The organism is Burkholderia sp. 22PA0099 (assembly GCF_047497165.1).
Lineage (GTDB): Bacteria > Pseudomonadota > Gammaproteobacteria > Burkholderiales > Burkholderiaceae > Burkholderia.
In genome coordinates this window covers 424105-450961 of sequence record NZ_CP163165.1, presented here as the reverse complement: position 1 = coordinate 450961, position 26857 = coordinate 424105, and the positions used below count along the sequence as shown (strand labels likewise).

General features: G+C 68.9%; 27 protein-coding genes. 7 read left to right on the top strand and 20 right to left on the bottom strand.

Annotated elements, in window-relative coordinates; all coding sequences use genetic code 11:
* Nucleotides 1-70: 70 nt before the first annotated feature.
* The gene (locus tag AB4851_RS17245; protein ID WP_414443330.1) at nucleotides 71-598 is read right to left on the bottom strand and encodes a chromate transporter; all 528 of its coding nucleotides are present in this window, start codon (nucleotides 596-598) and stop codon (nucleotides 71-73) included.
* Nucleotides 595-1200, bottom strand: coding sequence for a chromate transporter (locus AB4851_RS17240; protein WP_414450803.1), 606 nt, complete (start codon nucleotides 1198-1200; stop codon nucleotides 595-597). Before AB4851_RS17240 ends, AB4851_RS17245 begins: the two co-directional genes overlap by 4 nt.
* 103 nt (nucleotides 1201-1303) lie before the next feature.
* On the opposite strand from AB4851_RS17240, the gene AB4851_RS17235 reads away from it, so the two are divergent.
* Nucleotides 1304-2182, top strand: a complete 879-nt coding sequence (locus AB4851_RS17235) for a transcriptional regulator GcvA (RefSeq protein ID WP_414443332.1) — start codon at nucleotides 1304-1306, stop codon at nucleotides 2180-2182.
* A 33-nt stretch (nucleotides 2183-2215) separates the two neighbouring features.
* Here the strand turns inward: AB4851_RS17235 and AB4851_RS17230 are convergent, their stop codons facing one another.
* The 13 genes from AB4851_RS17230 to flgB form a co-directional block, all read right to left on the bottom strand.
* On the bottom strand, nucleotides 2216-3520 hold the full coding sequence (locus AB4851_RS17230) for a solute carrier family 23 protein (protein WP_414450802.1): 1305 nt from the start codon (nucleotides 3518-3520) through the stop codon (nucleotides 2216-2218).
* A gap of 247 nt (nucleotides 3521-3767) precedes the next feature.
* The gene (flgL, locus tag AB4851_RS17225; RefSeq protein ID WP_414450801.1) at nucleotides 3768-4997 is read right to left on the bottom strand and encodes a flagellar hook-associated protein FlgL; all 1230 of its coding nucleotides are present in this window, start codon (nucleotides 4995-4997) and stop codon (nucleotides 3768-3770) included.
* Nucleotides 4998-5011: 14 nt separating this feature from the next.
* Nucleotides 5012-7003: a flagellar hook-associated protein FlgK gene (gene flgK / locus AB4851_RS17220; protein WP_414443335.1), complete on the bottom strand. Its 1992-nt coding sequence runs from the start codon at nucleotides 7001-7003 to the stop codon at nucleotides 5012-5014.
* 121 nt (nucleotides 7004-7124) lie between these two features.
* Nucleotides 7125-7877 carry a flagellar brake protein gene (locus tag AB4851_RS17215; RefSeq protein WP_414450800.1) on the bottom strand — a complete coding sequence of 251 codons (753 nt, stop codon included), beginning with the start codon at nucleotides 7875-7877 and terminating at the stop codon, nucleotides 7125-7127.
* A 299-nt stretch (nucleotides 7878-8176) separates the two neighbouring features.
* Complete coding sequence (flgJ, locus tag AB4851_RS17210; protein ID WP_414443337.1) at nucleotides 8177-9166, bottom strand: flagellar assembly peptidoglycan hydrolase FlgJ; 990 nt, start codon at nucleotides 9164-9166, stop codon at nucleotides 8177-8179.
* Complete coding sequence (locus AB4851_RS17205) at nucleotides 9166-10371, bottom strand: flagellar basal body P-ring protein FlgI (protein ID WP_414450799.1); 1206 nt, start codon at nucleotides 10369-10371, stop codon at nucleotides 9166-9168. Before AB4851_RS17205 ends, flgJ begins: the two co-directional genes overlap by 1 nt.
* A gap of 5 nt (nucleotides 10372-10376) precedes the next feature.
* Nucleotides 10377-11051, bottom strand: a complete 675-nt coding sequence (gene flgH / locus AB4851_RS17200) for a flagellar basal body L-ring protein FlgH (RefSeq protein WP_414443339.1) — start codon at nucleotides 11049-11051, stop codon at nucleotides 10377-10379.
* 18 nt (nucleotides 11052-11069) lie between these two features.
* Entirely contained in the window at nucleotides 11070-11858 is a 789-nt protein-coding gene (gene flgG, locus AB4851_RS17195) for a flagellar basal-body rod protein FlgG (protein ID WP_414443340.1), read from the bottom strand.
* 25 nt (nucleotides 11859-11883) lie between these two features.
* Nucleotides 11884-12636: a flagellar basal-body rod protein FlgF gene (flgF, locus tag AB4851_RS17190; protein WP_414443341.1), complete on the bottom strand. Its 753-nt coding sequence runs from the start codon at nucleotides 12634-12636 to the stop codon at nucleotides 11884-11886.
* A gap of 31 nt (nucleotides 12637-12667) precedes the next feature.
* Nucleotides 12668-13915 carry a flagellar hook protein FlgE gene (flgE, locus tag AB4851_RS17185; protein WP_414450798.1) on the bottom strand — a complete coding sequence of 416 codons (1248 nt, stop codon included), beginning with the start codon at nucleotides 13913-13915 and terminating at the stop codon, nucleotides 12668-12670.
* A gap of 35 nt (nucleotides 13916-13950) precedes the next feature.
* Nucleotides 13951-14718, bottom strand: a complete 768-nt coding sequence (locus tag AB4851_RS17180) for a flagellar hook assembly protein FlgD (protein WP_414443343.1) — start codon at nucleotides 14716-14718, stop codon at nucleotides 13951-13953.
* Between the two features lie 74 nt (nucleotides 14719-14792).
* On the bottom strand, nucleotides 14793-15218 hold the full coding sequence (flgC, locus tag AB4851_RS17175; protein ID WP_414443344.1) for a flagellar basal body rod protein FlgC: 426 nt from the start codon (nucleotides 15216-15218) through the stop codon (nucleotides 14793-14795).
* Between the two features lie 39 nt (nucleotides 15219-15257).
* Nucleotides 15258-15746, bottom strand: coding sequence for a flagellar basal body rod protein FlgB (flgB, locus tag AB4851_RS17170; protein ID WP_414450797.1), 489 nt, complete (start codon nucleotides 15744-15746; stop codon nucleotides 15258-15260).
* Nucleotides 15747-15961: 215 nt separating this feature from the next.
* On the opposite strand from flgB, the gene flgA reads away from it, so the two are divergent.
* From flgA to AB4851_RS17155, 3 genes are all read left to right on the top strand, one after another.
* On the top strand, nucleotides 15962-17431 hold the full coding sequence (gene flgA / locus AB4851_RS17165; protein ID WP_414450796.1) for a flagellar basal body P-ring formation chaperone FlgA: 1470 nt from the start codon (nucleotides 15962-15964) through the stop codon (nucleotides 17429-17431).
* A 129-nt stretch (nucleotides 17432-17560) separates the two neighbouring features.
* The gene (gene flgM, locus AB4851_RS17160; protein ID WP_414450795.1) at nucleotides 17561-17893 is read left to right on the top strand and encodes a flagellar biosynthesis anti-sigma factor FlgM; all 333 of its coding nucleotides are present in this window, start codon (nucleotides 17561-17563) and stop codon (nucleotides 17891-17893) included.
* Between the two features lie 69 nt (nucleotides 17894-17962).
* Nucleotides 17963-18403 (top strand): flagella synthesis protein FlgN, encoded by a 441-nt coding sequence (locus tag AB4851_RS17155; protein ID WP_414443348.1) that lies wholly within the window; start codon nucleotides 17963-17965, stop codon nucleotides 18401-18403.
* A 124-nt stretch (nucleotides 18404-18527) separates the two neighbouring features.
* Here AB4851_RS17155 and AB4851_RS17150 read toward each other — a convergent pair whose 3' ends face one another.
* The 4 genes from AB4851_RS17150 to AB4851_RS17135 form a co-directional block, all read right to left on the bottom strand.
* Complete coding sequence (locus tag AB4851_RS17150; RefSeq protein ID WP_414450794.1) at nucleotides 18528-19775, bottom strand: multifunctional CCA addition/repair protein; 1248 nt, start codon at nucleotides 19773-19775, stop codon at nucleotides 18528-18530.
* Nucleotides 19776-19833: 58 nt separating this feature from the next.
* Nucleotides 19834-20463 carry a glutathione S-transferase family protein gene (locus tag AB4851_RS17145; RefSeq protein ID WP_414450793.1) on the bottom strand — a complete coding sequence of 210 codons (630 nt, stop codon included), beginning with the start codon at nucleotides 20461-20463 and terminating at the stop codon, nucleotides 19834-19836.
* Between the two features lie 223 nt (nucleotides 20464-20686).
* The gene (locus AB4851_RS17140; RefSeq protein WP_414450792.1) at nucleotides 20687-21652 is read right to left on the bottom strand and encodes a complex I NDUFA9 subunit family protein; all 966 of its coding nucleotides are present in this window, start codon (nucleotides 21650-21652) and stop codon (nucleotides 20687-20689) included.
* Nucleotides 21653-21777: 125 nt separating this feature from the next.
* The gene (locus tag AB4851_RS17135; protein WP_414450791.1) at nucleotides 21778-23730 is read right to left on the bottom strand and encodes a transglycosylase SLT domain-containing protein; all 1953 of its coding nucleotides are present in this window, start codon (nucleotides 23728-23730) and stop codon (nucleotides 21778-21780) included.
* Nucleotides 23731-23750: 20 nt separating this feature from the next.
* Here AB4851_RS17135 and AB4851_RS17130 point away from each other — a divergent pair, with 20 nt between their 5' ends.
* Nucleotides 23751-24353 (top strand): 5-formyltetrahydrofolate cyclo-ligase, encoded by a 603-nt coding sequence (locus AB4851_RS17130; RefSeq protein ID WP_414450790.1) that lies wholly within the window; start codon nucleotides 23751-23753, stop codon nucleotides 24351-24353.
* Nucleotides 24354-24411: 58 nt separating this feature from the next.
* Here the strand turns inward: AB4851_RS17130 and AB4851_RS17125 are convergent, their stop codons facing one another.
* Nucleotides 24412-24948 carry a winged helix DNA-binding protein gene (locus tag AB4851_RS17125; RefSeq protein ID WP_414450789.1) on the bottom strand — a complete coding sequence of 179 codons (537 nt, stop codon included), beginning with the start codon at nucleotides 24946-24948 and terminating at the stop codon, nucleotides 24412-24414.
* Nucleotides 24949-25082: 134 nt separating this feature from the next.
* Here AB4851_RS17125 and pxpB point away from each other — a divergent pair, with 134 nt between their 5' ends.
* Both pxpB and AB4851_RS17115 read left to right on the top strand, forming a co-directional pair.
* Nucleotides 25083-25739, top strand: a complete 657-nt coding sequence (gene pxpB / locus AB4851_RS17120) for a 5-oxoprolinase subunit PxpB (protein ID WP_414450788.1) — start codon at nucleotides 25083-25085, stop codon at nucleotides 25737-25739.
* Nucleotides 25736-26851: a biotin-dependent carboxyltransferase family protein gene (locus AB4851_RS17115; protein ID WP_414450787.1), complete on the top strand. Its 1116-nt coding sequence runs from the start codon at nucleotides 25736-25738 to the stop codon at nucleotides 26849-26851. Before pxpB ends, AB4851_RS17115 begins: the two co-directional genes overlap by 4 nt.
* Nucleotides 26852-26857: the final 6 nt, after the last annotated feature.

The following is a 26857-nucleotide window of genomic DNA, read 5'->3' as shown; positions in this document are numbered from 1 at the left end:
CGCCGAACCGCTCACATCGTACCGCCCGCCTCGCGCCGCGCATCGCCCCCCGCGCGGCGTCACGCCGCCCTCAAAACCACGCGCTCGCCAACCCGATCAACGCACCCCCACCCAACAGCCACAACGGATGCACCCGCGTGCGCCAGGCCAGCGCCGCGCAGGCGGCCGTGATCCCCCATTGCAGCGCGGTGCCGTTCGAGGCCTGCGAGATCAGCAGCGCGCTGGCCGCCACCAGCCCGGCCGTGACGGGCATCATGCCCTGCTGCACGTAGCGCCGCCACGGCCGATCGCGAAAGCGCTCCCAGGCGTGCAGCACCAGCATCGTCACCACCGACGACGGCCCGAACTTCGCCAGCGACGCCACCAGCAGCCCCGACCAGCCCGCCACGTGCCAGCCCACCAGCGACACGATCATCATGTTCGGCCCCGGCGCGGCCTGCGCCAGCGCGAACAGTGCCGTGAATTCGGAGGCCGGCATCCAGTGATGCACCTCCACCACCTGCCGCTGCATTTCGGGAAGAATCGTGTTGCCGCCGCCGAACGCGAGCAGCGAAAGCTGCGAGAAGATGGCGGCCAGTGCGCCCAGCGTGTCGCTCATCGCGCACCTCCCTGCTTGCCGGCCGCGCCGGCCTTGACCTGCATGTGCCCGCGCGAGGCGAGCCAGATGCTGACAGGCGTCAGCACCAGCATGGTGGTCAAGAGCGGCAGCCGCACCAGCGCGATCGCCACGAACGCCAGCAGCGCCACGCCGGCCGCGGCCGGCACATGGCGCAGCGGCTTGGCGACCTTGATCGCCATCGCCACCAGCAGCCCCGCCGCCGCCGCGGCCAGGCCGCCGAACAAGTGCTGCACGCGCGGGTCGCCCTGCGTCTTCGCGTAGATCACTCCGAGCCCCACCACCACCAGCGTCGGCCCCGCGATCAACCCGAGCAGCCCGGCCAGCGCGCCCGGCACGCCGCGAAAGCGCATGCCGATCGCCACCGACATGTTGATCACGTTGCCGCCCGGCAGGAACTGGCACAGCCCGAGCAGGTCGGTGAATTCCTCGGGCGTAAGCCAGCGGCGCTCGTCCACCACGGCGCGCCGCACGAACGGCAGCGCGCCGCCGAACGACACCAGCCCGAGGCCGAGAAAACCGAAAAACAGTTCGGCGATGCCGACCGCGCGCGGCGGGGCATCGTGCGAGACGGGTGAAGACATGGGGAATCCTGAATGATGGCAATCGATGCGGCGAGATTACGCCGGTCGGCGGCCTCGGCAAAACGATTTCTCGGCCCGCGCCTTGTGATCTACACTCACAAGCATGACACGCCAACTGCCCCCGTTCCCGGCGCTTCGGGCCTTCGAAGCCGCTGCCCGCCATGAAAGCTTCAGCGCCGCCGGCGACGAACTCCATGTGACTCACGGTGCGATCAGCCGGCAGGTCGCCGCGCTCGAAACCTGGCTCGGCCGGCCGGTGTTCCACCGCCACGGCAAGCGCGTGCGCCTGACCGAGGACGGCCGCCGCTACCTGGCGTCCGTCTCCGACGCGTTCGATCGCATCGCGCTCGCCACCGAGAAGATGCGCGACACCTCGCCCGCCCACGTGCTGCGCATCAACGCGCTGCCCACGCTGGCGATGAAGTGGCTGCTGCCGCGCCTCTCGCGCTTCCAGCGCGACATGCCGAACGTGGAACTGAAGCTGTCCACCTCGAACGCGCCGCTCGACACGCTGGAAGGCCAGTACGACGTGGCGATCCGCACCGGCCCCGGCCGCTGGCCGAACCGCGCGGTCGGGCACTTTCTCGACGAAACGCTGTTGCCGGTCTGCACGCCCGCGCTGCTCGCGCGCATGCCGATCGCGCAGCCCGACGATCTGGCGCGCCACGTGCTGCTGCATTCGGATACGCGACCGAGCGCGTGGCGCGACTGGTTCGCCGCCGCCGACACGCCGATGCGCGGGCGCAAGAAGCAATCGTTCGACCACTTCTATCTGGCGTTGCAGGCCGCGGTGGACGGCCTGGGCGTGGCGCTCGGCCCGCTGCCGCTGATCGACGACGAACTGGCCGGCGGCCGGCTCGTCACGCCGCTCGACGGCCCGCGCATCGCCACCCGCAGCTACTGGTGGATCGCGGCGCGCGACGCGCCGCCGGTGGTCGCGAAGTTCTGCGCGTGGCTCGACGCGCAGGCGTCACGCCATTGAGGAAACCGAAACGAAGGAGCCCTGAGCCAGCGCTCAGACCACCGGCCCCGGCTCCTTCTCGCGCCGCAGCAGCGCGTACAGGATGATCGCGCCGAACGTGGCGGTGCCGATGCCGCCGAGCGCGAAGCTGCCGAGCTTCAGCGAGAAGTCGCCCGCGCCCAGCACCAGCGTGACGGCCGCCACGATCAGGTTGCGGTTGTCGGAGAAATCCACGCGGTTCACGACCCAGATCCGCGCGCCCGTCACCGCGATCAGCCCGAACACGACGATCGACACGCCGCCCAGCACCGGCCCCGGAATCGTGCGGATCAACGCGCCGAACTTCGGCGAGAAGCCCAGCCCGATCGCGATCAGCGCGGCCACCGCGAACACCAGCGTCGAATAGATGCGTGTGACGGCCATCACGCCGATGTTCTCGGCGTAGGTGGTCACGCCGGTGCCGCCGGCGCTGCCCGACACCACCGTGGCGAGCGCGTCGCCGAGGAAGGCGCGGCCCACGTAGCGATCGAGGTTGTGGCCCGTCATCGCGCTGACGGCCTTCAGGTGGCCGAGGTTCTCGGCCACCAAAATCACCGCCACCGGCACCAGCAGCAGCATCGCGCGCGGCTCGAACACCGGCGCGGTGAAGCTCGGGATACCGAACCAATTGGCATGCGCCACCACCGCGAAATCGATCGGCTTGCCGAGGCCCATGCCGTTGGTGACGATCGCGTAGATCACATAGGCGATCAAGAGCCCGATCAAGATCAGCAGGCGCTGCATCATGCCGCGCGCGAACACCGCCACGCCGCCCACGCACAACACGGTGACGAGCGCCATGACGCTGTCGAACGTGCTGCCGCTCACGCCCTTCACGGCGATCGGCGCGAGGTTCAGGCCGATCACGGCGACGATCGCGCCGGTCACGACAGGCGGCATCAGCGCCTCGATCCAGCGCGTGCCGATCGCCGACACCACCAGCCCGATCACGCCGTAGGCCACCCCGCAGGCGATGATGCCGCCCAGCGCGACGGGGATGTTGGCGTTCATGCCAGTGCCGCCGTAGCCGGTCACGGCGATCACCAGGCCGATGAACGAGAAGCTCGAACCAAGGTAGCTCGGCACCCGGCCGCCCACCACCACGAAGAACAGCAGCGTGCCGATGCCCGACATGAAGATGCAGAGGTTCGGATCGAAGCCCATCAGCAGCGGCGCGAGCACGGTCGAACCGAACATCGCCACCACGTGCTGCACGCCCATCGCGACCATCTGCGGCCAGGCCAGCCGCTCGTCGGGCGCCACCACGCCATCGGCGCCGCGCGCCGCGACGCGCCAGCGCGGGAAATAGGAATCGGCCATCGTCGGCTCTCCTCTCGGTTGTCGGTTTCGTGTCGTCATCGCGACATGGGGGACGGCGGCCAGGCACGGCGCGCCGGATGCGGATCAGGCGCGAGTGTACGAAGCGGAAACGGGCCTGACAAGCCGGGGAGACTGCGAGGGGAGGAACGGCGGGGGAACAGCGCAGAGAAGCGGAAAACGCGGAGAAGCCTGATAAGCACCGCGAGCGGCGCCGGCATGGTTGCCCGGGCCGCCCGCGTGTCGTCGATCAGTTCAGATACTGGAACAGCGAGAGGTTCGCCACCGACGAGAACGCCTTCTGCGCGGCCGTCAGCGCGTTCTGCACCTGCAGCAACTGCGAGATGGCGGTCGGCATGTCGGCTTGCGACAAGTCCGACAGCGCGTTGGTGGTGATCGTCGAGCTGTTGGCGGTGACGGTCTGCATCGCCTTCACCTCGGATTCGCGGCCACCCACCGACGCCTGCACGGTGGTGATGTTGGTCAACGCGTTCTGGATCTTCGCCATGCCGGTGGAGATCGAGTTCTGCAGCGTGGCGTTGGCCGTGGCGTCGCTGCCGGCGGGCTGCTTGAGCGCGGCGATCACCGAATCGAGCGCGCCGAACAGGTCCGTGCCGGCCTGCGGGGCGGGCGTCAGCGAGAACGTGTCGCCCGGCGCCGGCTTGCCCGAAATCACGAGGCTCTGGCTGCCGACCGTGATCGCGGTGCCGGCCGTGTACGTCTGCGCCGTGCCGGTGCTCGGCGGCGTGGTGGAGTTGTCGGTCACCGTGTAGGTGGGTGCTGCCGACGTGCCGCCGAACGTGATCGTGAAGTTGTCGTTGTTGGTGGGGTCGCCCGGCTTGCCGGCCGTGACCGTGCCGACCGTGCCCGAGCCGGTGTTGCCCGCGCCGCCGGCGGGCACCGCCACGCTGCCGACCGCCTGCACCGACAGGAACACGTTCACGCCGCTGTCGCCCTGCGACACGCTCTGCGTGTCGGAGATCTGCACGTTGCGCTGGCCGGTGTCGCCCGAGAAGCTCACGCCGCCCGCCGACGAATTGGTGAACGGCTGCGCCGTGCTCTGGAAGCCCGCGAAGATGTAGTTGCCGGCGCCGTCGGTGGTGTTCGCCAGGTTCAGCAGCGTGTCGCGCTGGCCTTGCAGTTGCGCCGCGAGCGCGGCGCGGTCGCTGTCCGACAGCGTGCCGTTGATCGCGTTGCTGAGTTTCGGCACGATCGCGTTCAGCGTGCTGGTCACGCTGCTCAGCGTCGAATCCTCCAGTTGCAGCGCGTTCAGCGCGGTCGACTGGTTGGTCGAGTATTGCGACAGCGTGGCCGACGAAGCCGACAGCTGCACGGCCTGCGCGGCCCCCAGCGGATTGTCGGCCGCCGTCAACAGCAGGTTCCCGCTCGCCACCTGCTGATACAGGGTGGAGATCTGGGATTCCTGGTTGTTCATCAACTCGATGTTCTGCGTATAGAACTGCGAAGTCGCGATGCGCATGATGATCGATTCCGTCAGTTGAAGATGCCGAGCAGCGTGGTGAACAGGGTCTGGGCGGTCTGGATGACCTTGGCGTTGGCCTGGTACATCTGCTGGTACTGCACCAGGTTCGCCGCTTCCTCGTTCTGGTTCACGCCCGACACGGATTGCTGTTGGGTGGTGATCTGGCTGACCACGCCGGTCTGCGCGGAGCTGGCCGCACTCAGACGCGCCGCGGTGTTGCCGACGTTGTTGACGTAGCTGCTGTAGGCAGTGGTCAGCGTGGTGGTGCCGCCGTCGAAGGCCTTCGAGGTGGCCAGCGACGACAGCAACTGCGCGTTGCGGCCGTCGTTCGAGGCGCCGCCCGGGGCGATCGTGAAGGTGTCGCCGTTGGACGGCGTGTCCGACAGCGTGACCGACACGTTGTTCATGACGCCGGCCGGCGGCGGCTGAACCGTGCTGGTGATGGTCAGCGTCGCGCCCTGGGTCGGGTCGTACGGCACTTGCGTCGTGCCGTCGGCGATCGTCACCGTGGTGGGCGGCGTGGTGCCGATGGTTACCGTGGTGCCGGCCGGGAAACCCGTCAGCGATTTCGACGCCGAGTTGTAGGTCAGCGTGGTGGTGGACGACGGCATCTGATAGCCCGCCGTGACCGTGCCCTGGGTAATCTTGCCGCTGCCGGTGTTGCTGGCGCTGGCGCTGGCCGTCACCGGGGCGGCGGCGGCGATCGCCGAGCCGTCGGTGGCCGCCACGGCGAAGCCGTTCAGCGCGCCGCGGGTCGGCTCGATGGTGAACGAATCGCCGGCGTTCATGGTGCCGGTGGCCGACAGCTTCAGGCCGCCGAGCGTGGCCGGCAGCGAAGTGGCCGTGCCCACCACATCGCCCGAGGTCTTGTTCTTGAGCGTGTAGGTGGTGCCGTCGTACGACAGCGTGTAATCGCTGTTCGGCGGCTGCTGGGCGTTGTCGAAGCTGGCCGACAGCACGCCGGTGCCGGTGTTGTTCAGGTTCGTGATGGTGGTGGGCGCGGGCACCGTGAACAGGTTGCCGCCCGGCTTGCCGTTCGCGTCGATGCCGAGCGCGTTCTGCGCGTTGGTCTGCGCGGCGAAGCTGACGGCGATCGCGCCGAGCTGCGCTTCGGCCGGGTCGAGCGTCTGGCTGCGGAACTGCAGCGCGCCGCCGATCGAGCCGCCCGTCACCGTGCTGTCGGCCAGCACCTGCGGCGTGCCGCCGGTGGTCGTCGAACTGCTCTGCACGGCCAGCGACAGCTCGCTCGGGTCCGATGCCGACGGCACCGTGGTCATCTGGTAGCTGGTGTTGCCGAGCACCAGCGGCTGACCGTTGCCGATCGTCACCGTGTAGCTGCCGTCGCTTTGCGTGGTGACCGTCGCGCCCACCAGTTGCGACAGGCTGGCGACCGCCTGGTCGCGCGTGTCGAGCAACTGGTTCGGGGGCTGGCCCGACGAACCCGCCACCGCGATCTGCTGGTTCAGCAGGGCGATTTGCGAGGTCAGTGCGTTGACCTGGGTGGCCGAGTTCTGCAGTTGCGAGTTGACCTGGGTGCGCAGCGCGTCGAATTGCGCGCCGGCGGAGGACAACTGGGCCGCGAGCGTCTGCCCGGCGCTGAACGCGGTGGCACGGGTCGCCGCGCTCGCGGCGCCGTTGGCGACGTTCTGCAGACCGGTGAAATAGCTGGAGATGGCCGCGCCCACGCCGCCCGTCGGGCTGCCGACGTAGTTGTTCAGCGTGGCGACCAGCGACGAATACGAACTCAGCGCGCTGCCGGTGGTGTTCGCCGCGTTCAGTTGAGCCGACAGATACTGGCTGTACTGGCGCTGCACCGTGACGGTCGACACGCCGCTCGGCAGATAGCCGCTCGACGTGTACTGGCCATCGGTTTCGGCATACACGGGGCGCTCGACCGAATAGCCGGCGGTCGCCTGGTTGCTGATGTTCTGGCCGGTGACGTTGATACCCCATTGGGCAGCGTTGAGGCCGCTGAGTCCAATGTTCAGGAGATTGTTGGACATGAATGCCGGCCGCGCACGGCCTCCGGGAAAGGGACACCCGGTATAACGGCCGCAGCCGGCGGAAATTGAGGCCGCGCGCGCGAATTTCGGCGGCGGCCCTCGGGCCGGAAAGCGGCGTGCGTCAGCCCCGGGCGAGCTGGCGGCGCTTGACTTCGAGTTGCGTGATCAGACGTTGCAGCGTGTTCTCGGCAGCGCCCGGCAGCGACGCGAAACGGAAGCCCGCCTGATAGCGGCGCACCCCGTTCGGCACGTCGATGCTGCGCATCGACACCAGTTGCAGATCGAGCGACAGCTTGCCGTGCGTGGCCAGGCTCAGTTCGACGTCCGGCAGCGTCACGCCCGGATCGAGCGCGGCCGCGCGTTCGTCGGTGGTGCGCAGGCCGATGCCGCCGAGCGAGATGTTGTCGATCTCGAACGTGAACGAATCGCCGTCGGGCAGCGTGCCGCGCGCGATGTACGGGTCGAGCATCGGCGCATCGACGCGGAAATACTCGCGGCGCTGCACGAAATACAGCACTTCCGGGAACGCCGCGAGAAACGCCGGGCGGCCCTCGTAATCGACCTGGGTGGGCGTGCCGATCGAGAACTCCACGCGCACGCCGTCGGGCAGCGCCTCGAACGCGCCGCGCTTGGCGGCCAGCAACTGGGCGTTCTGCGCTTCGAGTGCGCCCCAGTCGAACGTGAACGCGCCGCCGCGCACATCGACGGCGAGAATGCGCGTGACGAGCTGCCCGCCCGCATAGCGGACCGTGAGGAAATCCCCGCGATTCAGGAGGTTGCGCAACTGCACGCCAATTTCGAGCGGGTTGCGACGTCCGTAATCGGGAAGGGAATCGTCGTCCTCCGACGTGGCGGTCTGTGCTTCGGTGTTCATGGTGTTGGCTTGCCGGATGTCATCTTCTGCCTGGCGCCGGCTTGCCCGGTCGCACGGAGTGCCGGCGGCATGCACGGCCGCGGCTTGCTCGACGCGGACCTCGAACGGCCCGCAGCGTCAGCGCAGAGTGTAGATCGAAATCGTTCGTAATTCTTTGGCTAAAAGTAAATTCAACAGGAGATATACCTGAAAACGCGTAGAAAATGTTGCCGAATTACCAATAAATTAAGGGTTAACCCTCGGTCATTTGTGCGTTCACGTTGCGTACCGCGACATAAAGCGCCAGCACGTTGCGCGCTTTACACGATTTGACGCAATATCGAGATCAATTTTTTGGCGTAGTGCGGGTCGGTCGCATAACCGGCGCGCTGCATGCCGTTCGCAAAGCCTTCCGGCGTGCTCGCCGTGTTCAGCACCCCGGCGTAACGCGGGTTGCTCTTCAGCATCGTGGCGTAGTCGGTCATCGCGTGCTGGTACGAATCGTAGGCACGGAACTGCGCCACCACGCGATGCGGCTGGCCGTTCACGTATTCGGTCGTGACGGCCGACACGGTGCGCCCGGTCCAGTTCTTGGTCGCCTTGATGCCGAACACGTTGTAGCTCGACTGGCCGTCGCGGCCGCGAATCTCGCGCTTGCCCCAGCCCGATTCGAGCGCGGCCTGGCCGACGATGAAGCGCGCCGGAATGCCGGTGGCGGCGCTGGCCGCCTGCGCCGCATCGGCCACCTTGCCGACGAAATGGTCCTGATCCGGCGACGCGCCATTGCCCTTGACGGGCGGCGTCAGCGCGCTCTCGGCCGAATAGCCGTTGCCGCCGAAATGGTTGTTGGCGCGCGCGCTGGCCAGCGCCTGCGCCAGCGCATTGCTGCCCGCGAGGCCGCCCTCGTCGTCGCCCATCGCGTTCATCGCGGCGCTCATGCCGCCCGCGCCCGCCGCGCCGCCGGCCGCACCGCCCTGCGCGCCGCCGAGGTTCTCGTTGCGCATCAGTTGCTTCATCAGCGCGTCGGCCACGCCGATGCCGTGCTTGGCCATCTGCTGCGAGAGCTGCTGGTCGAGCATCGAGGTGTAGAGCTTCGAGGTGTTCGAGTCGAACACGCCGTCCTGCGGCGTGGCATCGCGCATGCTCTTGAGCATCATCTGCGCGAACATCGCGTCGAACTGGGTGGCGACCTGCTTGAGCCCGGTGCCGGGCGACGCGTTCGCCTGCTGGCGCATCGCGTCGAAGCCCTGCAGGTCGAGCGCGAAGCGCTGGGTCAGGTCGGCGGAATTGGCATTCGGAAGATTGGCCATCAGATGATCTCCAGGTCGGCCCGCAGCGAGCCGGCGGCCTTCATGGCCTGCAGGATCGACATCAGGTCGGCCGGTGTCGCGCCGAGCGAGTTCAGCGCCTTGACCACGTCGGCGAGATTCGCGCCGGCGGTCACCATGCGCAGCGCGCCGTTATCCTGCTTGAGCTGGATCTGCGACTGCTGCGCCACCACGGTTTGTCCATTCGAGAACGCGCCCGGCTGCGACACCACCGGTTGCGTGTTGACCACCACCGACAGATTGCCGTGCGCGACCGCGCAGCTTTGCAGCGTGACCATCTGGTTCATCACGATCGAGCCGGTGCGCGCGTTGAGGATGACCTTGGCGGCCGCGCGATCGGGGCTGACCTCGAGGCTCTGCAGGCGGGCCATGAACGCCACCTGCTGCGCCGGATCGGACGGCGCGGTCAGTTGAATCGTGCGGCCGTCGAGCGCGGTGGCGATGCCGGGGCCGAAGCTCGAATTGACCGCCGTGACGATGCGCTCGGCGGTGCCGTAATCCATGTCGTTCAGTTGCAGTTGCAGCATGCCGTTCATCTGCGCCAGCGCGTTCGGCACCGAGCGCTCGACGATCGCGCCGCTGGCGATGCGGCCGGCCGCGAGCTGGTTGACCTGCACGCGGCTGCCGTTGGCGCTCGCGCCCGCGCCGCCCACCGCCATGTTGCCCTGCGCCAGCGCGTACACCTGGCCGTCCGCGCCCTTCAGCGGCGTCAGCAGCAGCGTGCCGCCGCGCAGGCTCTTGGCGTTGCCGAGCGACGATACGGTTACGTCGATCGCCTCGCCCGGCCGCGCGAACGGCGGCAGCGTGCCGGTCACCATCACGGCCGCAACGTTCTTGAGCTGGAGGTTCGACAGCGAGGCCGCGCCGCCCGTCGAGGTGCCGTTGTTGATCGAGATGCCGAGGTTCGCGAGCATGTTCGCGAGCGTCTGCGTGGTGAACGGCGTCTGGGTGGTCTGGTCGCCCGTGCCGTCGAGGCCCACCACCAGGCCATAGCCGATCAGCGGGTTGTCGCGCACGCCCTGGATCTGCACCAGATCCTTGAGGCGTTCGGCATGCGCCGGCCGAGCCGGCAGCAGCAGCATCGCGCAGGCCAGCGCCACCAGCGCGAGCCAGGCCAGATAAGGCAGGCGCGCCAGGCGCGGGGCGCGCGGCTGGGATGAAAAACGGAGGTTGGAACGGCGGGGCATCGGGGTCACCACGGCGCGACGTTGAGGAAGAAACGCTGCAGCCAGCCCATCGTTTCAGCTTCGTTGATGTAGCCCTTCGCCGAGTATTCGATGCGCGCGTCGGCCACCTGGGTCGAGAACACCGAGTTGGCACCCGAAATCGAGGTGGGATTGACCACGCCCGAGAAGCGCACGTATTCGTTGCCCTGGTTGATCAGCATCTGCTTCTCGCCGCTGACCATCAGGTTGCCGTTCGGCAGCACGTTGGTGACGGTCACGGTGATCGTGCCGCTGAACGTGTTGGCGGCGGTCGCGCCGCCCGTCGCGGTGAACTTGTTGCTGCCGGTGGCCGACAGGTTCGCCTTGTTGAACAGGCCGCCCATGAAGCCGGCGGTCGGCACGTTGAAGTCGGTGCTGCCGCCGCGGTTGGCGTTGGCGCCCGACGACTTGGTGGCGTTTACGTTCTCGGCAATCATGATGGTCAGGATGTCGCCCACGTTGCGCGGCCGCTGATCCTCGAACAGCGGCCGGCCCGCGTAACCCGGGTTGAAGATCGAGCCGGGGGCCTGCATCTGCGGCGGCACGGGCGGCACCGCCGTCATCGGCTGTTGCGTGAGCGGCGGGTGCGGAATCTGCGCACAGCCGGTACACACGGCCAGGACGGCGAGTGCGGCAAAACGGAAAGGGCGAACCTGCTTCATGACAACCTGCCGTGCTCGTTAACTCTTCATCTGCGTGACGGTCTGCAGCATCTGGTCGGACGTCGTCACGGCCTTGCTGTTGATCTCGTAGGCGCGTTGGGTCTGGATCATGTTGACCAGTTCCTGCACCACGTTCACGTTCGAGGATTCCACATAGCCCTGGTTCAGCGAACCGGCGCCGTTCAGGCCCGGCGTCGTGACGTTCGGCACGCCCGACGACGAGGTTTCGGCGAACAGGTTCTGGCCGAGCGCCTGCAGGCCTTCCGGGTTGATGAAGGTCGCGACCTGCATCGCGCCGATCTGCGTCGAGGTGGCATTGCCCGGCTGCGTGACCGTGACCACGCCGTCCGAGCCGATCGTGATCGAGGTGGCCGTCTGCGGCACCGTGATGCCCGGCAGCACCTGATAGCCGCTCGACGTGACGAGCTGGCCCTGCGCGTTGGTGTGGAACGAGCCGTCGCGCGTGTAGGCGTTGGTGCCGTCCGGCATCAGGACCTGGAAGAAGCCCTGGCCGTTGATCGCGACGTCGCGCGAGTTGCCGGTTTGCTGCAGGTTGCCCTGCGTATAGAGACGCTCGGTGGCGACCTGCTGCACGCCGGTGCCGAGCTGCAGGCCCGACGGCAGTTCGGTCTGCTGGGTCGAGTTCGCACCGGGCTGACGCACGGTTTGATACAGCAGATCCTCGAACACTGCGCGCGAGCCCTTGAAGCCGTTGGTGCTCACGTTCGCGAGGTTGTTCGAGATCACGTCCATCTGCGCCTGCTGCGCATTCATGCCGGTCGCGGCGATGTAAAGAGAGCGGTTCACTGTGATTCTCCTGGAGACGCCGCGTTCAGCTGAAAGTGAGGATCTGGTTGGCCGACTGTTCGTTCTGGTCGGCGCTCTTGATCAGGTTCGTCTGCAACTGGAAGGCCCGCGCGTTGTCGAGCATCGACACCATCGCGCTGACCGGATTGACGTTGCTGCCTTCGAGCGATTCCGCCGCCACCTGCACGGTCGGGTCGGGATCGGCCGGATTGCCGTCGCTGGTGCGGAACAGGCCGTCGTCGCCGCGCGTCATGGTGTTCGGGTCCGGGTTGACCAGCTTGAGCTGATCGACCATCGCCACGGCCTGCGGCGGGTCGCCGGCGGCCAGCACCGACACTGTGCCGTCCACGCCGATCGTCACCTTGGCGTTCGGCGGCACGGCGATCGGGCCGCCCTGGCCGAGCACCGGCAGGTTCGAGGCGTTCACCAGCTGGCCGTTCTCGTCCACGTGCAGGTTGCCGGCGCGCGTGTAGGCCTCGCTGCCGTCCTTGGCCAGCACCGACAGCCAGCCCGGGCCTTCCACCGCCACGTCCAGCGGATTGCCGGTGCGCGTGATGGGGCCGGCCGAGTAGTCGGCGCCCGGCGTCGAGCTGAGCACGAAGGTGCGGGTGGTATCCGGGTTGCTGGCCTCGCCGAAATTCATCGGCACGGCCCGGTAGGTCGCGAGTTGCGCGCGAAAGCCCGTCGTCGACGTGTTCGCGAGGTTGTTCGCGATCGTGGACTGCTGGTCGAGGGCCTGGCCCGCGCCCGTCATCGCTGTATAAATCAGTCGGTCCATGGTCGTCCGTCAGGAAATCGCGCGCCGCGCGTTACAGGTTGATCAGCGTCTGATCGACGGTCTGCTGGGTCTTGATCGTCTGCGCGTTCGCCTGGTAATCGCGTTGCGCCGTGATCAGGTTCACCAGTTCGCCGGTCAGGTCGGTGGTCGACGCTTCCGTCGTGCCGCCCTTCAGCGAGCCGTGGTTGGTGGTGCCCGCCACGCCGATCTGCGGCACGCCCGAGGCGGTCGTCTGGATGTACTGGTTGCCGCCGACGCTGGTCAGCCCGTTCGGGTTGTTGAAGTTGACCACCACCACCTGGCCCAGCGTCATCGTCTTGCCGTTCGAGTAGATGCCGCTGACGGTGCCGTCCGTGCCGACCGAGTACGAGGTCAGCGAGCCGGTCGGGAAGCCGTCGGCCACCAGGTTCGACGAGGCGCTCTTGCTGGTCGAGAACTGCGTCGAGGTCGACAGGTCCAGCGAGATCGCCTGCGGCGTCACTGCGCCGGTGCTGTTCGGCACGCTCAGCGAGAACTTGCCGAGCGAGGTGGTGGCCGCGCCGGTGGCGGCGCTGGTCGAGCTGACCAGCTTGCCCGAGCTGTCGAACGTCATCGAACCGATGTCGGTCGGCGTGGTGTTGTCGGCGCCCGCGTACACCTCCCAGGTGCCCGTGGTGGTCGACTTCACGAAGTACAGGTTGACGTTCTGCTGGTTGCCGAGCGAATCGTACGTTTGCACCGGCTGGCGCAGCGTGTAGCTGGTCGAATCGGTGTAGTTGAACGGCGTGGTGGTTTGCGTCGTGTCGGTCTGGCTCAGGTTGAACTGGCCCGTGATCGCGGTGGACGCCTGCGGGGAGATGTTGCCCTGCGGCGCCGACAGCGGCTTCAGCGAGGCGGTGTTGATGGTGCCGTCGGCGTTCACGCCGTAGCCCATCAGGTTCGCGCCGGCCGAGTTGACGATGTTGCCGTTCGCATCGGCGTGGAACTCGCCGTCACGCGTGTAGGTGGTGGTGCCGTTGCTGCTGACCTGGAAGAAGCCGTTGCCCGAGATCGCCATGTCGAGCGGGTTCTGCGTGCTCGTCAGCGAGCCCTGCTGGAACACCTGCGCGACGGCCGCGAGCTGCGTGCCGATACCGATGCCGTTCGCAACCGCGGTCGACACCGAGTTCGCGTACAAATCCGAAAACTGCGCCGTGGCGGCCTTGAAGCCGACCGTGTTCGCGTTGGCGATGTTGTTGCCGATCACGTCGAGATCGTTCGACGCACCTTGCAAACCGCTCAAACCCTGTTGGTAACCCATGTTGGTCTCCGTCGGCCTGTGGCCGGATCAATCGATTAGGAAGAAGCGTTCGAGTCTTTCGACGAATCCGAGCCGCTGGAGCCGGAACCCGAACCGCTCGAAGCCGAGGACGACGCCGACGGGAAAATCGCGCCGATGTCGGACAGGCCGACGGTCGAGCCGTTCGACAGCGCCAGGCCTGCCGAGCCGTCGGCCTGGCGAACCACGCCCTGCACCTGGGCCACCGTCATGGTGGTGGCGTTGGCGGTGGCGCCGGTCGAATCCGTGTACGTCGCGCTGATCGTGTAGGCGCCATCGGCCAGCGGCGCGCCGGTCGAATCGGTCGGCGTCCAGGTCAGCGGCACCGTGCCGGCCGACTGCGCGCCTTCGTTGACGGTGTTGACCACCTTGCCGGTCGAATCCTTGACCGTGATGGTCAGGTTCGAGGCCGCGGTCGTCAGTTGCACGCCGAACGCCGTGGTGGCGCCGCCGGACACGTTCAGCGTGCTGCCCGGGGCGAGCACGTTGGAGCCGACCAGCAGGGCGGCCTGGGTCGACTGGCCGGCCGTGATCTGCGACGACAGCGAGGTCAGCGACGAATTGAGCTGGGCGATGCCGCTCACCGTGTTGATCTGCGCGAGCTGCGAGGTCATCTGCGAGCTGTCGACCGGGCTCGTCGGGTCCTGGTTCTGCAACTGGGTGACCAGCAGCGTCAGGAACGTCTGTTGCAGATCCGCCGCCGACGTGCCCGTCGAGTTGGCGTTCATGGTGTCGGTCGGCGTGTTCGTGACGGTCGTGCCGCTGCCGCTGATGGGGGTACTCATGTCCGGGTTGCCTTTCGCGAATGCGCTCGCGGATCGCTATGTCAGTTACGGGATTACGCGGAGAGCGTCGGCCTTCAGGTGCCGATCGTTAAAGTCTTCAACATCAATTGCTTGGCGGTGTTCAGCGTCTCGACGTTGGCCTGGTACGAGCGCGAGGCCGAGATCATGTTCACCATTTCCTGCACCGGGTCGACGTTCGGCAGCGTCACGTAGCCGTTCGCGTCGGCCGTCGGGTTCGACGGGTCGTAGCTGGTCTTCATCGGCGTCGGATCGTCGATCACCTGCTTGACCTGCACGCCGCCCACGCCCTGCCCCGAGCCGGTGCGCGCGCCGCCGATCGGCTGGGTCTCGAACACCACCTGCTTGGCGCGGTACGGCTTGCCGTCCGGGCCGGTCACGCTGTCCGCGTTCGCCAGGTTCGATGCGGTCACGTTCAGGCGCTGGGATTCGGCGGACATCGCCGAACCGGCGACGTCGAAGATATTCATCAGCGAAGGCATGGGAGTTCCTCGTGTGCGGCTTGGGTGACGGGCGGCGGGTTAGCTGCCCGACTGGATCGCGGCGAGCATCGCCTTGATCTGGCCGGTGACCGCCGTCATCCCGGCCTGGTAATGAATGGTGTTGTCGGCGAACTGCACGCGTTCCGCGTCGAGATCCACCGTGTTGCCGTCCAGCGACGGCTGGCGCGGGATGCGGTACGACACGCGGCCGTAGTCGTCGCTCGGGCCGCCGGTGGCGCTCAGGGTGGTCTTGCCGCTCATGTGGCCGGCCTCGGTGGACACCAGCGTCATGCCGCTCGTCACGCCGGCCGGTTGCGTCATCGGCAGCCGCGACGCGTTGTCCGCGCCGGTCTGGCCGCTCTGGTGCGACAGCGCGCGGCCCAGCGCCGCGCCGAAATTGACGTCGCGGGCCTGATAGCCCGGCGTGTCGGCATTGGCAATGTTCGACGACAGCAGTTCCTGCCGGTACGCGCGCACGTCGAGCGCCTGGCGGTTGAACGCGAATTCGGAATCGAGTTTGTCCAGCATCGGGCATTCCTCCATCGGAAGCGGGGCGGCGTCCCGTCGCCACGACGCGCAGGACGCGGCAGGCACAGAGACGCTTTTCGATGACATGCATCGTAGGCGCGAGACGCAAGCGGCAATCGGACGAATAACCGGCAAAGCCCCCCTCTATTCATCGTTTGTCGGATGGACCGTCTCCCTAGAATGCGATCCGTACCAACGGTTTTCAGGAGGCGGCGATGGCGACAGCATCTGGCCGTGTGCGCGGATTCGGCGTACGCGCCGCACGCCGCATGGCGGCCGCGCTCGGCCTGGCCGTGTTGCTGCCGGCCGCCGCGCTGGCCCAGACGGCCGGCGGCGACGGGATGATCGTGATCCCGGGCCGCGGCGAATCGGCCGAAGCGGCGCTGTCGAACGCCACCGCGCACGGCATCGCCAACCCGGCGCCGCGCGGCCCGTCGAGCCTGAACGCCTACAGTTCGGCCGACTTGCGCAACGCTTACGGCGGCGGCAGCGCCGCCTCGGGCGGCGCGCCGTCGCACGACATCGTATTGAGCGGCGATCCGAACGCCGCGACCGGCGTGGTGACGGGCGGCAACGCCGCGATGCGCGCAGCCGCCACGGCGCCGATGGCCGAGCCGCCGTTGTATCCCGACAACCGCGCCGCCATGCCGCAGGCGAGCCCGGCCGCCGCTCAATCGGCCACTCAATCGGCCGCGCCGAACGCTCAGGCCGGTTACGCGGCCGGTTATGCCGCCGGCATCGCTGCCGCCCGTCGCGCGGCGGCGGCCTCCGCGCTGCAAACCGCCCCGGCGGCCCCCGCTGCGCCGGCCCCTGCCTCGGTCAAATCCGGTTACCAGCCCGCCGTCTATCGCGCGCCCGCCGCGCCGGCCCCGTCGGCCGCCGCCCGCGCGCAGCAGGTCGCCCCGGTGGTCGCGCAGGACGCGCCGCCCGCCACGAACGCGATGCGTTATGCCCGGCCGGGCATCCTGCGCGTGTCGGCACACCCGTCCGCCGTACCGGTCTCACCCGCCGAAACCGGGGCCGCGCCGCAAGCCGCAGCACCGGCCGCGCCGGTCGCCGACGGCCAGCAGGACCCGGAGGCGATCCGCCAGGCCGCGCTCGCGTTCCTGCGCCAGCAGACCGCCGGCCTGCCCGGCAAGGCGACCGTCACCGTCTCGCCGGCGTTCCCGCGCGGGCTGGCGGCCTGCACGACGCTCGAACCGTTTCTGCCGCCCGGCGCGCGTCTGTGGGGCCGCACCACGGTCGGCGTGCGCTGCGCCGGTGCGAAACCGTGGACGCTGTTCCTGCAATCGAAGATCACGGTGCAGGGCACCTATTACGTGGCCGCCCGCGCGCTGGCGCCCGGCGACGTGCTGACGGCGGCCGACCTGACGCCGCGCGACGGCGACCTGACCATGCTGCCGCTGGCGATCGTCACCGATCCGTCACAGGCAGTCGGCGGCACCGCCCTGATGCGCGTGGCACTCGGGCTGCCGCTGCGCCAGGACATGCTGCGCAGCGCCTCGGCGGTCAGCATCGGCCAGACCGTGCGCGTGGTGGTGGCGGGTCATGGGTTTTCGATTTCGTCGGAAGGCAGTGTGCTGAACAATGCGGGGCCAGGTCAGCAGGTGCGGGTGCGGATGGCCGAGGGGCAGATCGTGATGGGGGTGGTGAAGGACTCGGGGACGGTCGAGATTCCTTTATGATGGCGGCTCGGCCGAGGCAGCCGGAAAGATTGCAAAGTTTTGTTTCTGAAAGCCTTTACTGAGGATCGAGCGCTAAAGTTCGGCCCTGCGATGCCGTTATCTCGCTCAAATCGTTCAGGAAAGCCCATCGTGAAAATCGATTCCTCCTCCGCCTCCAATGTCCGCCCGGCGTCCACCGACGCCGCTTCGTCGCGCACGCAGGCCAGCGCCGCCGCTCCGGCCGCGTCCGCCGCGACCGACACGGCCTCCGCCAGCAGCGACGCCAACGTGAACCTGTCGTCCCTGTCGACCAACCTGCAATCCCTCGCGGCGTCCGGCTCGTCCGACATCGACACCGCGAAAGTCCAGTCGATCCGCGACGCGATCAGCAACGGTTCGCTGTCGATCGACACCGGCAAGATCGCCGACGGCATCCTGCAGACGGCGAGCGAACTGTTGCGCACGCCGCCCCAGCTCGGCTGACCGGCCGGCGGTGGGCGACGGCAATCGGCGCGCGGATGGTCCGCACGTCGGCGTTTTGAGCGAGACGCAATGAAAGAAGCACTGTTGGCGACGATCAACGACGAACACGCGACGGTCGAGGCTTTCGCGTCGCTGCTCGCCTACGAGCAACAGGCGTTGACGGCGGCGTCGCCGGCCGAAGCGCTGCCCGGCATCATCGAGCGCAAGACCGAGTTGGTCGAACGCCTCGCCACGCTGGAAAAGCTGCGCGACACCCAGCTCGTGGCTCTCGGCTATCCGGCCGGCCGCGCCGGCATCGACGCCGCCTCGGAGCGCGACCCGAGCGTCGCGAGCCGCTGGCGCCTGCTGCGCGACGCCACCGAGCGCGTGCGTCACGCCAATCTGAACAACGGCATGCTGATCCGCATCCGCATGGACTACAACGAGCGCACCCTGCAGGTGCTGCGCGCGCAACCGCCGCGCGCGGGCCTGTACGGCCCGGACGGCCGCGTCTCGGCGCCGGTTCGCTGAATCCGATTCGCTGAAATGACCGCCGGCGCGGGCAGCCTGGGCTGCCCGCGCCGGTTTTGTTTTGGGCCGCAGGTTGGGCCGCAGGTTGGGCAGCAGCCGGGCGCTGCCCGGCCTGGCCTCGGCGTCACGCCTCTTCGCCCACTCCCAGTTCCCCCGCCACCGCCGCCACCCGCGCACGGTGCACCGCGTCCTTGATCCCTTCCGGGTTGCCCTTCATGCCGGCCGCCACCTGTCCGGCATCCACGGCCCGCGCCGCCACCAGCGCGCGCCGCAGCCGTTCGGCCTGCGGATACGGCTGCGCCTCCAGCCCGAGCCGGCCGCGCGCATCCGATTCGCAGGCCTGCAGCATCTCGGCGAAGCGCGCCGGCTTGCGCAGCGCGTCGGCGCGTTCGAGCAGGCGCACCAGCGCCGCTGCGCCCATCCCCATCACCTGATGCAGATTGCCGTGCTCGCGCGCCACCAGCAGCGCCAGATCGCGACACTCGTTCGGCACGCGCAGCCGGTCGCACAGCGGCCTGAGCAGATCGACGCTGCGCCCTTCGTGTCCGATATGGCGCGGCAGCACATGCTCCGGCGTGGTGGCCTTGCCGAGATCGTGCGTCAGCGCGGCGAAGCGCACCGGCAGCGAATAGCCGTGCTTGGCCGCGTAATCGACCACCATCATCACGTGCACGCCGGTATCGACCTCGGGGTGATAGTCGGCGCGCTGCGGCACGCCGAACAGCGCGTCCACCTCGGGCAGAATGCGTTCGAGCGCGCCGCATTCGCGCAGCACCGCGAACATCCGCGACGGCTTCGCCTCCATCAGCCCGCGCGCCACTTCCTGCCACACCCGCTCGGGCACCAGCGCATCGACCTCGCCGGCCGCCACCATCGCGCGCATCAAGGCGACGGTATCGGGCGCGACGGTGAAATCGGCGAAGCGGGCCGCGAAGCGCGCAACGCGCAGGATTCGCACCGGGTCCTCGACGAACGCCGGCCCGACATGGCGGAACAGCTTCGCGGCCAGATCGGCGCGGCCGTCGAACGGATCGACGACCTCGCCGGTCAGCGTGCCGTCCGGGCTGACCTCGCGCGCCATCGCGTTGACCGTCAGGTCGCGCCGGCCGAGATCCTCCTCCAGCGTCACATCGGGTGCGAAATGGAACTGGAAGCCGTGATAGCCGGCCGCCGTCTTGCGCTCGGTGCGCGCCAGCGCGTATTCCTCGTGCGTGCGCGGATGCAGGAACACCGGGAAATCCTTGCCGACCGGCCGGTAGCCCTGCGCCGCCAGTTGCTCGGGCGTCGCGCCCACCACCACGTAGTCGCGATCCTGCACCGGCATGCCGAGCAGTTCGTCGCGGATCGCGCCGCCCACCGCATAAATCTTCATCCTGCTCCTCCATGACGCCCGGACAGCCGCCGACGGCCGCCGCGCGTGCGTTGCATCGTCAGTCGAACACGCGCGTCTCGCGGCGCGCGTCGTCGGCCCAGGCGGCCACCGCCGGATCGGCCAGCATCCGTTCGACATAGCCGGCCGCGATTTCGGACAGCGGCGGCGCATAGGTCACGAAGCGCAGCACGACCGGCGCGTACATCGCGTCGGCAATCGTGAATGCACCGAACAGAAACGGCCCGCCCGACGCGGCCAGACAGTCGCGCCACAGCGCATCGACGCGCGCCACGTCGGCCAGCGCGGCCGGCGACAGCTTGCGGCCCGGCAGCGTGGCGCGGATGTCGAGCGGCATTTCGCTGCGCATCGCCATGAAGCCCGAATGCATCTCGGCCGACACGCAGCGCGCCCGCGCGCGGGCCGCCGGATCGGCCGGCCACAACGCCTGCGCCGGATGGCGTTCGGCGAGCGTCTCGGCGATCGCGAGCGAATCCCAGATCGCGTGGCCGGCGTCGTCGATCAGGCACGGCACCTTGCCCGACGGCGACACCGCGCGGATCTGCGCATCGGTCGCAGGCGTACGCAGTTCAATCAGCGTTTCGTCGAAGGCGATCCCGAAATGGCGCATCAGCACCCACGGCCGCATCGACCAGGATGAGTAGTTCTTGTCACCAATGATCAGTTGCATGCTTGCCTCGTGCGGTTCGTTCAGGATTCAGGGGAAGGCGCCGGGCGGTGCGGCGAACGCGCGCAGCGTGCTGCCGGGCAGGCCGACGCGGTCCGGCCGGCCGGCCGGCTCGGCTCGGCTCGGCTCGGCTCGGCTCGGCTCGGCTCGGCTCGGCTCGGCTCGGCTCGGCTCGGCTCGGCTCGGCTCGGCTCGGCTCGGCTCGGCTCGGCGGCAGCCTCCACCATTAACGGCGTGAGCGCCAGGCGTCGTGCCGCGTGCCGCCGACGCCCGCGCCGAGATACCCGGGCGCGACGCCCTCGATGCTGGCCGGCCGGATGCCGAGTTCGGGCGCGAGCGGCCCGTGCATCACGTTCGGCACGCGCATCGAGGCCAGGTTGTCGCGCGTGATCAGCGGCTCGCCGGGCAGGCGCTCGAACACGGCCGCCTGCACGCGCGCGAGCGCATCGGGCAGCCGCACGATCCGTGCCGCGCGCCCGGTCAGCGCGCCGCAATAGCGCACCAGTTGTTCGAGCGTGTAGACGCGCGGGCCGCCCAGTTCGTAGGTCGCGCCACGCGCCTCGCGCAGGCTGCACGCCATGCGCAGCGCCTGCGCGACGTCGCCGACGTAGACCGGCTGGAACTGCGCGTCGGGCATCGCGAGCGGCAGCACCGGCAACCACCGCTGCAGGCGCGCGAAGGTGGTCAGGAACGCATCGCCGGGGCCGAACACCACCGACGGCCGCAGCACCGTGACCGCCAGCGCCCCGCCGGAGGCGTCGGCCGCCGCATGCAGCGCGACCTCGCCGTCGCCCTTCGAGCGCAGGTACATGCTCGGGCCGCCCGAATCGGCGCCGAGCGCGCTGACGTGCACCAGCCGCGGCACGCCCGTCTCGACGCAGGCGGCGGCCAACGCACCGGGCAGCGCGACGTGCGCCGCGCGAAAACCTTCACCGTAGGGATGACCATGGCCGCCGTGCAGCGTGCCGACCAGATTGACGGCCGCGTCCGCGCCGGCCACGAAGCGCGCGAGCGAGCCGGCGTCGAAACCGCCGACTTCGACGATCTCCACGGCCAGCATCGCGAGATGCCGTGCGTGCTCGCGGCGTCGCGCCGCGATCCGCACCGTGCAGCCGTCGCGCAACAGCGCGGCGACGAGCCGCGCGCCGATGAAGCCGGTGCCGCCGACGAGCGCGACGATGGGACGATCCATGAGCGAGCCTCCGTCAGATGTCGAAAACGCGCGCCATCGAGGCCATCAAACCGTGAGCCGTGCGACCCAAGCGCGGCCGCGCGCCTCACCTGGCGCTCGAGCCGCCATCGAGCGCGATGCCGCGTTCAGGGCGCGACGAAGCCGAGCCGCGCCTTCAGCGATTCGGGCTTGCCCTCGAACAGCGCTGCGTAATAGGTGGTGTTCGACAATACGTTCTTCACGTAATCGCGCGTTTCGTTGAACGGGATGGTTTCCGCGAAGATCGCGCCCTCGACCGGCTGCGTGAGCGCCTGCCGCCATTGGCGCGGCCGGCCCGGGCCGGCGTTGTAGCCGGCCGTGGCCAGCACGGCCGAGTTGTCGAACTTCTGATAGATGTCCGACAGATACCAGGTGCCGAGCTGGATGTTGGTGTCGATGTCGTGCATCTGCGCGCGCGTGATGCCGCCCATGCCGAGCTTCTTCGCCACCAGCTGCGCCGTGGCCGGCATCAACTGCATGAGGCCACCCGCGCCCACCGACGATTTCGCGTTGGTGATGAAGCGCGATTCCTGGCGAATCAGCCCGTAGGCCCATTCGATGTCGAGGCCGTTGGTCTGCGCGTAGCGCTCGACGATCGGCCGGTACGGCGACGGGTAGCGCAGCGTGAAATCGTGCATCGCCGTGGTGCGGTCGGCCGTGTTGACGGTGCGATCGAGCATGTCGATGCGCTTCGCATACTCGGCGGCGGCCAGCAGTTGGCGATCCGTCATGCCGCGCAGCGGCCAGTTCCATTCGCGGTTGCCTTCGAGCCGCAGGTTCAGCGCGTAGAAGCGGCGCGCCAGCCCGAAGCCGGGCACCTGGCTCATCGCATCGACCTCGGCGTCGCTCACGGTGGTGCGCGGCGGGATCACGGTCTGCTGGCCCAGTTCCTCGGCCGACAACTGGCCGTAGAAATCGAAGCGGCCCGCCACCTGATCGAAATCGCGCCTGGCGCCGGCCGCATCACCGGCCTGCTTCAGCGCGCGGCCGTGCCAGTACAGCCACGACGGTTGCGCGCGCAGCTCGTCGGGCATCTGCTCGACCGCCCAGCGCACCATCGGCCAGTCGCCGGCCAGCAGCGCGGCGCGCACGCGCCATTCGTAGCCCTGCACCGACAGCGGCGCACCCACCGACTGCTTGTAATACTGCACCGCCATCGGCGAGCGCTTGACCGCCGCCTGCAGGCCGATCTCGCCCCAGGCGATCGCCTGCTCCGACTTCGAGAACTGGCCGAGCGTGCCCATCATGCCGGCGGCCGCGTCGGGATCGTTGCGCGCCATGCGCGTGATCGCGATCAAGGCGAGTTGACGCGAGGTGGCGTCGCTGCCGACACCGCGCGCGAGGAACAGCGGCGGCGCGCTGGCGGCCTGGTCGAGAGCGGCCGGGCGCGGGCCGAGCACGTCGGCGATCTTGCCGGCCACGTTCACGTAGTTCTGTTCGTAGGCGAGCCGCGCCTGCGCCCAGACGTCGTCCGACGAGAACTGGTGATTGAGCGCGAGCGCCGAGATCAGGTCGACGCAGGCATCGCCGTAGTACTTCGGATCGACCAGCAGGTGCCGCGCCATGTCGGCCACGTTCTCGCCGCGCGAGGCGCGCGATTCGAGCGAGTAGCACTTGACCTGGGTATCGTCGTCGAGCACGAAGCGCTTGTACTGCTCGTCGAAATTGCGCCAATCGTGGCGCGCGCCGAGCACGAGCAGGTAATCGTTGCGCATGCGGTCGGCGATCGCCTGGCCGTCGTTGCGCTGCAGGAAGCTCAGTACCGGCGCGTCGGGCGCATCGAGACGCGCGTGGCCCGACGCGTCGAACAACTGCGGCTTGATCTGGAAATAGTCGAGATAGGTGGGCGCCGGATAATTCGGAATCATCGCGGCAAGCTGCGCGGCGCGCGCGGGATTGTTCGCACGCGCGGCTTCGCGCAACTGGATGAAGATCTGGTCGTCGTTCGACGAAACGTCGTCGACGGGCTGGGCGGCGCAAGCAGCCGCCCCTGCGGCCAACACCACCGCCGACAGCGTGATGGCGGTCGCGCGATATACTCGGACGAGGCTGATGGACATCGATTTGACTGGAGCACGAAGTGAGCGAAAGCATAGCACGCCCCCCTGTCGCAAATCGCAAGCAAACGTTGCGCGAAACGCTCTCGCCGTTGCGTCGCGAAGCGAATCTCGACAAGGCTGCGAACGACGCGCTCGCGCACCGCATCCTCGATCTGCTCGGCAAACATCCGCTGCTGACGGTGGGCTTCTACTGGCCGCTGCCGGGCGAGTTCGACGCGCGCGACGCGATCGCCGAATGGCTGTCGGACGACACGCGTCGACGTGCCGCGCTGCCGGTCATCGCGCAGCCCTACACACCGCTCTCGTTTCGCACCTGGACGCCCGACGCGCCGATGCGCACCGGCCATCACCGCATCCCCGAACCGGCCGACGGCGCGCTCGTGGTGCCCGACCTGTTGCTGATCCCGTGCGTCGGCTTCGACAAGCGGGGCTTTCGGCTCGGCTACGGCGGCGGCTATTACGATCGCACGCTGGCCGCCTGGCCGAACGACGCGTTGCCGGTCACGATCGGCGTGGCTTACGAGGTGTCGGCGCTCGACGCGCTGCCGCGCGAATCGCACGATCGCCCGCTCGACTGGATCGTCACCGAATGCTATGCGTACCGGTCGGGCTCGACCGGCTGATCCGCCGCTTTCTTCGCTGCTCTCATTACCCGCTTCATAGCCTGCCTCATAGCCCGCCTCATAGCGACGCGGCGGCCCGCGCCGCCGTGTCGTACAGCCCCGACGCGCTGCGCAGCAACTGCGCGGCCTCGCCGATCTGGGCGTTGGTCAGGCCGCTGTCGCGCAGCGTGTCGATCAGGCAGCGCTCGCGCACCTCGCGGTAGCGCTCGCACAGTGCTCGCCCCTCGGGCGTCACCGAGAACAGCACTTCCTTGCCCGATTTCTCGCCCACCACGTAGCCGCGCGCGGCGAGCTTCTTCAGCGCGTAGGTGGCGACGTGGGTATCCTCGATATTCAGCACGAAGCAGATGTCGGCCAGCTTCTTCGCGCGGTCGCGATGGCCCACGTGATGCAGCAGCGAGACTTCGATGGCAGTCATGTCCTTCGCGCCGGCGGCCGCCATGCAGCGCACCATCCAGCGGTTGAACGCGTTGCCCGCCATGATCAGCCCGTATTCGAGCTCGGACAACTCGACGCTTTCGTTCGAGACGAGATGCTCGGCCGAGACGATCTGGGTCGGATGGCGCTGGGGGAGGTCGGTCACGTCGGGAACCATGGAGGACGAAAAACTGCCGCAGTGTACGCCAGATCGGCGGGCGGCCCGGTCGCTTTGCAAAATTCTTATCGATAAATTATCGACAATTTGTCGATGATGTATCATCGCCCCGAACCGATGCCCGCGAGCCTTCCATGACCGCTCCCCGTCTCTATCCGCTTGGCGATACCGCCGTCTGCTGCGAGGCGCCGCCGCCCGCCACGCTCGACTGCCAGCGGCGCGTCTGGGCGATGGCCGCCGCCGCGCGCACGTGGCCGCACGTGGTCGACGTGGTGCCCGGCATGAACAACCTGACGATCGTGTTCGACCCGGTCGAAACCTCGGCCGCCGCGCTGACGCCGCGCATCGACGCCGCCTGGCGCGAGGCCGACCCGGCCGCCGCGCCGGGCCGCGAGGTGGAGATTCCGGTGATCTACGGCGGCGAGGCGGGCCCCGATCTGGCGGCGGTGGCCGCCCACACCGGCCTCGCGCCGCGCGAAGTGGCCGAGCGCCACGCCGCCGGCGACTACGTGGTGTTCTTCCTCGGCTTCCAGCCCGGCTTCGCCTACCTGGGCGGGCTGGACGCCGCGCTGCACACACCGCGCCGCACCGTGCCGCGCATCGAGGTGCCGGCCGGCTCGGTCGGCATCGGCGGCACGCAAACCGGCATCTATCCGGCCTCGGCGCCCGGCGGCTGGCAGTTGATCGGCCGCACCGCGCTGGCGTTGTTCGACCCTGCACGCACCCCGCCCACGCTGCTGCAGCCGGGCGACCGCGTGCGGTTCCGCGTGTCGGAGGTGCACGGCGCATGACCGCTCGCTCCGCCTCCGCCGGCATCGAAGTCCTGCGCGCCGGCCCGCTCTCCACGGTGCAGGACGCCGGCCGCCGCGGCTTCCGCCATCTCGGCGTTGCGCTCGGCGGCGCGCTCGACACGCTGGCGCTCGAGGTCGGCAACCGGCTGGTGGGCAACCGGCCCGACGCCGCCGCCATCGAAATCACGTTCGGCCCGGCCGCGTTCCGCTTTCCGCGCGCCACCCGGGTCGCGCTCACCGGCACCGAATTCGGCGCGACGCTCGGCGAGCGCGCCGTGCATTCGTGGTGGAGCCTGCCGGTCGCGGCCGGCGAAACGCTCACGCTGCCGGCCGCCCAGCATGGCATGCGCGGCTATCTGTGCGTGGCGGGCGGCATCGACGTGCTGCCGGTGCTCGGCTCGCGCAGCACCGATCTGGCCTCGCACTTCGGTGGCCTCGGCGGGCGCGCGCTGCGCGACGGCGATCGCCTGCCGGTCGGCCCGCTCGGCGCGAACCTGCCGGGCTGCCTGGCGGCCGAGGCCCGCGAATTCGGCGTCAAGGCGCCGGCCTGGTGCGCCTCGCTGGCGCTGCCCGCGTTCGGCGAGGCGCCGCGCCGCGCCCACCGTGCCCACCCGCATGCGCCCCGCGCGCTGCCGGTGCGCGTGCTGCCCGGCCCGCAATACGGCGATTTCGCCACCGCCGCGCAGCAGGCGTTCTGGGACGAGGAATGGCAGGTCACGGCAAACAGCAACCGGATGGGCTATCGTCTGGCCGGCGCGGCGCTCGCGCGCGAATCGCGCGAGGAGCTGCTGTCGCACGCAGTGCTGCCGGGCACGATCCAGGTGCCGCCGAACGGCCAGCCGATCGTGCTGATGCACGACGCACAAACCACCGGCGGCTATCCGCAGATCGGCACGGTGATCCGCGCCGACCTCTCGAAGCTCGCGCAGGCGCGGCTGAACCTGCCGATCCGCTTCGTGCCGGCCACCGCCGAGGCGGCCCGCGACGCGCTGGCGGCCGAGCGCGCCTATTTGCGCCAGATCGACGTGGCGATCGAACTGCGCGAGGAAGCGCACCGGCGCCAGCTTCAGGCGGCCGCGACCGTCGACCGGGCCTACACCCGGGCCGCCTGAACCGGC

Coding starts and splice junctions, on each gene's coding strand:
- AB4851_RS17215 (WP_414450800.1), bottom strand. CDS start 7,877: ATGAACACCGAAGCACAGACCGCCACGTCGGAGGACGACGATTCCCTT.
- AB4851_RS17230 (WP_414450802.1), bottom strand. CDS start 3,520: ATGGCCGATTCCTATTTCCCGCGCTGGCGCGTCGCGGCGCGCGGCGCC.
- AB4851_RS17135 (WP_414450791.1), bottom strand. CDS start 23,730: ATGTCCATCAGCCTCGTCCGAGTATATCGCGCGACCGCCATCACGCTG.
- pxpB (WP_414450788.1), top strand. CDS start 25,083: ATGACCGCTCCCCGTCTCTATCCGCTTGGCGATACCGCCGTCTGCTGC.
- AB4851_RS17115 (WP_414450787.1), top strand. CDS start 25,736: ATGACCGCTCGCTCCGCCTCCGCCGGCATCGAAGTCCTGCGCGCCGGC.
- flgF (WP_414443341.1), bottom strand. CDS start 12,636: ATGGACCGACTGATTTATACAGCGATGACGGGCGCGGGCCAGGCCCTC.
- AB4851_RS17235 (WP_414443332.1), top strand. CDS start 1,304: ATGACACGCCAACTGCCCCCGTTCCCGGCGCTTCGGGCCTTCGAAGCC.
- flgE (WP_414450798.1), bottom strand. CDS start 13,915: ATGGGTTACCAACAGGGTTTGAGCGGTTTGCAAGGTGCGTCGAACGAT.
- AB4851_RS17145 (WP_414450793.1), bottom strand. CDS start 20,463: ATGCAACTGATCATTGGTGACAAGAACTACTCATCCTGGTCGATGCGG.
- AB4851_RS17140 (WP_414450792.1), bottom strand. CDS start 21,652: ATGGATCGTCCCATCGTCGCGCTCGTCGGCGGCACCGGCTTCATCGGC.
- AB4851_RS17245 (WP_414443330.1), bottom strand. CDS start 598: ATGAGCGACACGCTGGGCGCACTGGCCGCCATCTTCTCGCAGCTTTCG.
- flgB (WP_414450797.1), bottom strand. CDS start 15,746: ATGCTGGACAAACTCGATTCCGAATTCGCGTTCAACCGCCAGGCGCTC.
- AB4851_RS17240 (WP_414450803.1), bottom strand. CDS start 1,200: ATGTCTTCACCCGTCTCGCACGATGCCCCGCCGCGCGCGGTCGGCATC.
- AB4851_RS17125 (WP_414450789.1), bottom strand. CDS start 24,948: ATGGTTCCCGACGTGACCGACCTCCCCCAGCGCCATCCGACCCAGATC.
- flgC (WP_414443344.1), bottom strand. CDS start 15,218: ATGCCTTCGCTGATGAATATCTTCGACGTCGCCGGTTCGGCGATGTCC.
- flgL (WP_414450801.1), bottom strand. CDS start 4,997: ATGCGCATCGCGACTTCGCAGTTCTATACGCAGAACATCGAGTTGATG.
- flgJ (WP_414443337.1), bottom strand. CDS start 9,166: ATGGCCAATCTTCCGAATGCCAATTCCGCCGACCTGACCCAGCGCTTC.
- AB4851_RS17150 (WP_414450794.1), bottom strand. CDS start 19,775: ATGAAGATTTATGCGGTGGGCGGCGCGATCCGCGACGAACTGCTCGGC.
- flgA (WP_414450796.1), top strand. CDS start 15,962: ATGGCGACAGCATCTGGCCGTGTGCGCGGATTCGGCGTACGCGCCGCA.
- AB4851_RS17205 (WP_414450799.1), bottom strand. CDS start 10,371: ATGCCCCGCCGTTCCAACCTCCGTTTTTCATCCCAGCCGCGCGCCCCG.
- AB4851_RS17180 (WP_414443343.1), bottom strand. CDS start 14,718: ATGAGTACCCCCATCAGCGGCAGCGGCACGACCGTCACGAACACGCCG.
- flgH (WP_414443339.1), bottom strand. CDS start 11,051: ATGAAGCAGGTTCGCCCTTTCCGTTTTGCCGCACTCGCCGTCCTGGCC.
- flgK (WP_414443335.1), bottom strand. CDS start 7,003: ATGTCCAACAATCTCCTGAACATTGGACTCAGCGGCCTCAACGCTGCC.
- AB4851_RS17155 (WP_414443348.1), top strand. CDS start 17,963: ATGAAAGAAGCACTGTTGGCGACGATCAACGACGAACACGCGACGGTC.